This is a genomic window from Vibrio sp. M260112, assembly GCF_036533775.1.
Classification (GTDB): Bacteria; Pseudomonadota; Gammaproteobacteria; order Enterobacterales; family Vibrionaceae; genus Vibrio.
Window position 1 is genome coordinate 1 of the sequence record NZ_JATABH010000084.1, and the last position, 6,015, is coordinate 6,015.

Below are 6,015 nucleotides of genomic sequence, written 5' to 3' on the forward strand. Positions count from 1 at the left end.
TCTTAGTCAAAAAGCGTGCCAAAATGAAAATGTATATATTTCAACAATTTAAGCATTTGTTAATATACGAGCTGGGCAACTTTTTGCTCGAATCGAGCAAGATCTTGCCCAGATCGAGCAAAAAGTTGCCCGGAAGCAAGAAATGCACCGAGGAGACTGTGAACCATCACAAATGATGAAATATCAGAAAATACCCCACTGCTACAGAGGGGTCGTTCGCAACAGTATGGTTTGCTATCCAGTGTGTTGCGAACACGTTAAGTGATAGGAGCTGGCCCAGATGGGGGCTTTGTGATATCAAACCGTATTAGAGGCGGGTTCTTCTCACGAAATAGAGCGCAACATTGAGATCGCTTGTTCCAGTAAAAAAGCACCTTCACTGGTCAATGACCAAGCAAACAACGCAATATTGAGTACCAAGGTCGACCAGAAGAGGAACTTAAATCCAATATCATGATACTTGTGATGCATAATCGACTGAGCAAGCAAAGCCCCAACCCATCCGCCACACACGTTCATTATATGGAAGGCGACTTCCGGAACTCGCCACCCACCGTTCATCATTGCGTGTCTGTCTAACGCATATAAGGTGTATGTGGCTGTGCTGGCGGCAAAATAAAGTACGCAGGATATGAGTGGAAAATCTAGCAAGACGACGCTACCGAAAAGTGCGCTACAGAACCAGACAGCTATAGCAAGAGAAAAATTAAACACCAAAGGCCGAGTTACGTCGACCGCTCTCATGGTTCCATTACTATCAGATCCTAAACGAAATACCACAGGTTCGCTGACACAGGGTAACCGAGAGTTATTTTCTAAATCATTGATATGAAATAAAATTTGAGTATCTTGGTTTTCTACAGAAATATAACCATAACCCTTGCTCTGATCCCATTGAGCAATTGTTCCTTGTATTGCCATGTTATTTCCCTTACCTAGCCTGAAGTTGCGATAAGCTTATAATTATTATTGCGTTAACATCAGCTATAGCACACATATTATACAATGCGCATATTCTAACCAACTTTGCTTAAATTATTTGATCTAGAACACGACTGACAGGTTCTGGCACGACCATTCGATAGAGATGAGCGAGCTTGATCAGACGATGAATTCGCTCAGGCATCGCGCTCCGCTTCGACTAAAGTTTTATCTGTGTTGCCAGATATGCTTAAAGCACAGCGAGAAGAATTTGCGATTTTTGTGCCGGAAATTCTTCTCGCTGTTTACAACCACTATGACAAATCTTTTAGGGAAAAGTATGGACCCTTGGTGGGAATTGAGAAAGGGTTATCGGCATTTTCGAATTGATAGAATCGAGACGCTCACGATTACCGATACAAGGTTCGAGACATCGACTGGCAAATGTCTCGAACGCTACATTACACTTCACGCACCTGAAGCTTAGAAATATTCGTTACTTCATGACCATAGGTGAAATGTTGAGCGCGATTCGACAGCCGTTGAGGTCAGACTCAACATCAAACTCCACCAACTCATTAACATGAACGTCAATTGAAGTGCCACGCATATCACGAACATGAAAAAACACCTTATCGTTGCAGTTTTCATCTTCAATAAAGCCATACCCGTACTTCGGATCTAAATCGATGATTTTTCCAAGAACTGACATGCTGCTTCCTCGCTATAACAGTAACAGTGAATTCTGTTATTCTTACTGCGCACAGGTTCACTTCGATCACTGTTAATAAAAAATAGTTGCTAAGCCAGCAAAATATCTTTCAGCTCATGCAGAGAACTTACCGTGTAGTGCGGCGAAATATCGACATCTGCTTCAGCCCCTACACTATTTAACCAACAGGTTTCGATACCAAAATTAAGTCCACCTAGGATGTCAGAATGTTGGTTGTCTCCCACCATGAGAACTTTGCTCTTACAAGGCGACCCCATTTTCTCCATCGCATGGCTAAAAATGGCTGTATCGGGCTTAGCAAAACCCACTTGCTCGGATATCACGACGTGTTCGAAATATTGGCTCATACCGGTTCTTTCAAGTCTGATTGCCTGAAGCTCGGTAAAACCATTAGTGATGATACCCATCTTCGCCTTGCCATGAACCGCTTCCATCAGCTCTTTTGCTCCTGGAAGTAAGGTACATATGTCAGCCATTGCCTCTAGAAAAGCACTGTTTAACTCAGAGGTGGTCGTATCTAACCTGTCTGCCCACTCTTGAAAGCGAGTGTGTTTTAAATCATCGGCACTGATGGTGCCATTTTGATAATCAACCCATAGAGGCTTATTGACCGTTTGATAGTGCTCAAAATCTTGTGAAGTGAACTCTACCCCCTTGCGCGAGAACATGAGCTGCATCCCTTTAAAGGCATCAAAGTGAAACAGGGTTTCGTCAGCATCAAACAAGATCCAATCGTATTTCATTGCTATCTCCTAAAAATTTCATCGCTAGTGTAGATTGTTTTCAATAAGATGATAATCTCTAAGTTAAGAAATTTATTGTTTACCTACAGTCAACTATGCAAGCATTCTCTTCGATACCTGTTTTTGTCTCAGTGGTTGAAAATGGCAGTTTCTCTGGCGCAGCCGAAAAACTCAATTTCACCAAATCCGCCGTCAGTAAACGAATCACCCACTTAGAAGATGAACTAGGAATTAGACTTCTTAATCGCACCACACGAAAACTGAGTTTAACGGAAGCGGGTCAACGCTATTACGAGTATGTCGTGCAATCTCTAAACCTAGCACAACAAGGACTAGATGCGGTTAGCGAGCTGCAAGGCAAGCCTCGCGGTAAGCTAAAAGTGACGGCTCCCATGTCCTTTGGTGTCCTACACGTGGCTCCTCTGATTGCAGAGTTCCTCGCTCTCTATCCTGATGTAGAAATTGATTTGCAACTCGAAGACCAAATGGTTGACCTCATACAAGACAGTTTTGACATCGGCATCCGTATTGGCCACCTGCCTTTATCAAACCTAATTGCGAAAAGACTCGCACCATGTGTCAGCGTGCTATGTGCATCAAAAGAGTACCTAGAACAACATGGCCGCCCACAGCAGCCTAGCGATCTGGTCAATCACAGTTGCTTACAGTACAGCTACTATCGCGGTGGTACCGAGTGGAGCCTCAATTCGGCTGGGCAAGAGTATCGCGTTGTTCCTAAAGGTCGTTTATCAGTGAACAACAGCGAAGCGATTCGTCGTGCAGTATTAGAGGGTGCAGGCATTGGGAACTTACCAACATTCATTGCGGCCAAGGACATCCATGCAGGTCGTCTTGAAGTTGTCCTTGCCGATTACCGGTTACCAGTACATGCCGTCTATGCCGTTTTTCCTGAAAGAAAACATATGCCATTGAAAGTTAGAGTTTTCTTGGATTTCATCAACGAACGATTGGGCACTGACACCCCCTACTGGGATAAGTGTTAACCATTAATGTGACTCCATGCTCAACTATTCTTGTTGAAGTGATTTACGCAAGACTTTATGACCTGAAACAAACTTTCTCCGTTATTCTCCAGTCACAATCTAGGTATTGCTAAATGCCTAGGAGGCGTCCGATATGAAACGATTCTTTCCTTCTAACATCATGCTAATTCCTTTTGTGGTGAAGAACTATTCCGAAGAACAGCAAGAGGATAGCGGTGACACCGACCAGCAATCAGATCCCAATGAGTCACGCGAATTGGAAGAATGAGACTCTAATCAGACCGTAGCGGTTATTAATTGGCTACGCTAACAGCGCACAACAACAAGGGAGGACAACAATGAAGAAAGTTGCCGTAATACTCAGTGGCTCAGGTGTCTTTGATGGGGCTGAAATTCACGAATCCGTACTATCGCTGCACGCGATTGAAAAACAAGGTGCGAGCTGGCACTGTTTCGCGCCCAACATCGATCAACTTCATGTTATAAACCACAAGACCGGTGAAGAGATGGAAGAGACACGCAACGTCTTGGTTGAAGCGGCACGTATTGCACGCGGGAAAATAGAGGATGTTGCAAAGCTCAATGTCGATGATTACGACGCACTATTGCTTCCTGGAGGTTTTGGTGCCGCGAAGAATCTCACCGATTTCGCGGTAAAAGGTGCAGAATGTAGCATTAACACTCATGTTGCTAGTGCATGCAGAGCGTTCGCTCAAGCACGTAAACCCGCGGGATACCTGTGCATTGCTCCAACAATCATTCCGCTCATTTACGACCAAGGCGTCAAAGCCACTATTGGTAACGATGCTGCGACCGCTGCGGCTTTTAATACCCTAGGCGGCCTTCACGTTGAGTCGCAAGTAGACCAAGTTGTATTTGACGAGCAACATCTCGTGCTCTCGACACCCGCCTATATGCTCGCCGAAAACATCTCTGAAGCAGCAAAAGGAATCGAAGCACTAGTCGAGAAATTAGTCTCACTCAGTTAGCTAGATATCTATGCGCTATTTAGCCCCTGTCGGTATTCCTACTGACAGGGGCTTTTTGTTTGCTCTGAACGCAAAAAATTTTGACAATTTCTGTTTGAGTTGAGAAAACGATTGCGCTAACCCACTAATATTTAACAACTTACATTCAATACAAATTGAACTGGTCGGAGTTCACATTTTGCTGCAACACCTACCACTTTTGGGTAGCAAAATTGTTTGAGATCAAGATTTGAGGTTGGATAGTTATGCGAATCTAAATGCAGATTTCAAATATAACAATATGGAGCAATCCAATGACGAGTGCATTTTTTATCCCTACTGTAAACCTAATGGGCGCTGGCTGCCTGACTGACGCAGCAGACAATATTCAAGCTCAAGGTTTTAAAAAAGGCCTGATCGTAACTGACAAAATCCTTAATCAGATTGGTGTTGTAAAACGAGTTCAAGATCTATTGACTGAGCGCCAAGTAGACACTGTGGTATTTGACGGTACTCAACCAAACCCGACAATCAGCAACGTGAATGATGGTCTCGCACTGCTTATGGATAACGACTGTGACTTCGTAATTTCCCTTGGTGGCGGTTCACCTCATGACTGCGCTAAAGGTATCGCATTGGTCGCTTCCAACGGTGGCAAGATTGGAGATTATGAGGGTGTAGACCAATCAGCTAAACCAATGCTGCCACTGATCGCAATCAACACAACGGCTGGCACAGCTTCTGAGATGACTCGCTTCTGTATCATCACTGATGAAGAGCGCCACATAAAAATGGCGATTGTCGATAAACATACAACACCGCTCGTATCCGTCAATGATCCAGAGCTAATGTTAGCTAAACCTGCTTCGCTGACTGCTGCAACAGGTATGGACGCATTAACCCATGCTGTTGAAGCTTATGTCTCTATCGCAGCAACACCTATCACTGATGCTGTTGCCATCAAAGCGATCGAAATCATTCAAGCTCACCTTCGCACTGCGGTCGAAAACGGCGATGATATTGAAGCGCGTGAACAAATGGCTTACGCACAATTTATGGCAGGTATGGCGTTTAACAATGCATCGTTGGGCTACGTACACGCAATGGCGCACCAACTAGGTGGCTTCTATGACCTGCCACACGGCGTCTGTAACGCGATTCTGCTTCCTCATGTCCAACGCTACAATGCTCAGGTCTGCCCAGATCGTCTACGTGACGTTGCGAAAGCGATGGGTGTCGATGTTAAAGATATGACCGCAGAACAAGGCGCTGAAGCGGCAATTGCCGCTATCGTTGCGCTAGCTAAAGATGTAGGTATTCCATCGGGTATCAAAGAGCTTGGTGCAGATGCTAAAGACATCCCAACCCTAGCAGACAATGCACTAAAAGATGCGTGTGGTTTTACTAACCCTAAACAAGCAACGCATGAAGAAATTTCAGCAATCTTTGCAGCCGCTATGTAATTAAAGTCTTTTCCTTTAGTCCTAGCCTCCTTCGGGATAACTCCTATCACTTAACGTGTTTGGAACGAACTGGATAGCGAGTCTTATTCATACGAACGGTCCTTGATTTGGGCCGTTTTTTTCGCTCTGGCAGAATGTAGCGCTTCACTCGCTCTCGCATCGCCCTTAACTTTTTGGGGATCG

Annotated in this window: 7 protein-coding genes and 1 pseudogene; 4 read left to right on the top strand and 4 right to left on the bottom strand. The window is 44.6% G+C overall.

What is annotated here, in order from left to right; translation table 11 throughout:
• Positions 1 to 324: 324 nt before the first annotated feature.
• The 3 genes from QTN95_RS19440 to yjjG all read right to left on the bottom strand — a co-directional run bounded on the left by QTN95_RS19440 (position 325) and on the right by yjjG (position 2,397).
• The gene (locus QTN95_RS19440; RefSeq protein WP_331418657.1) at positions 325 to 921 is read right to left on the bottom strand and encodes a DUF1294 domain-containing protein; all 597 of its coding nucleotides are present in this window, start codon (positions 919 to 921) and stop codon (positions 325 to 327) included.
• Positions 922 to 1,417: 496 nt separating this feature from the next.
• Positions 1,418 to 1,633 carry a cold shock domain-containing protein gene (locus QTN95_RS19445; RefSeq protein WP_331418658.1) on the bottom strand — a complete coding sequence of 72 codons (216 nt, stop codon included), beginning with the start codon at positions 1,631 to 1,633 and terminating at the stop codon, positions 1,418 to 1,420.
• An 89-nt stretch (positions 1,634 to 1,722) separates the two neighbouring features.
• Complete coding sequence (gene yjjG, locus QTN95_RS19450) at positions 1,723 to 2,397, bottom strand: pyrimidine 5'-nucleotidase (RefSeq protein ID WP_331418660.1); 675 nt, start codon at positions 2,395 to 2,397, stop codon at positions 1,723 to 1,725.
• Positions 2,398 to 2,492: 95 nt separating this feature from the next.
• Here yjjG and QTN95_RS19455 point away from each other — a divergent pair, with 95 nt between their 5' ends.
• The 4 genes from QTN95_RS19455 to yiaY all read left to right on the top strand — a co-directional run bounded on the left by QTN95_RS19455 (position 2,493) and on the right by yiaY (position 5,832).
• Positions 2,493 to 3,401: a LysR family transcriptional regulator gene (locus QTN95_RS19455; RefSeq protein ID WP_331418661.1), complete on the top strand. Its 909-nt coding sequence runs from the start codon at positions 2,493 to 2,495 to the stop codon at positions 3,399 to 3,401.
• A gap of 133 nt (positions 3,402 to 3,534) precedes the next feature.
• Positions 3,535 to 3,669 carry a hypothetical protein gene (locus tag QTN95_RS19460; protein ID WP_276608339.1) on the top strand — a complete coding sequence of 45 codons (135 nt, stop codon included), beginning with the start codon at positions 3,535 to 3,537 and terminating at the stop codon, positions 3,667 to 3,669.
• A gap of 70 nt (positions 3,670 to 3,739) precedes the next feature.
• Positions 3,740 to 4,390, top strand: coding sequence for an isoprenoid biosynthesis glyoxalase ElbB (gene elbB / locus QTN95_RS19465; RefSeq protein ID WP_331418663.1), 651 nt, complete (start codon positions 3,740 to 3,742; stop codon positions 4,388 to 4,390).
• 293 nt (positions 4,391 to 4,683) lie between these two features.
• Positions 4,684 to 5,832 carry an L-threonine dehydrogenase gene (yiaY, locus tag QTN95_RS19470; protein ID WP_138972017.1) on the top strand — a complete coding sequence of 383 codons (1,149 nt, stop codon included), beginning with the start codon at positions 4,684 to 4,686 and terminating at the stop codon, positions 5,830 to 5,832.
• 46 nt (positions 5,833 to 5,878) lie between these two features.
• Here the strand turns inward: yiaY and QTN95_RS19475 are convergent.
• Positions 5,879 to 6,015, bottom strand: a pseudogene (locus QTN95_RS19475) (IS4 family transposase); the annotation flags it as partial.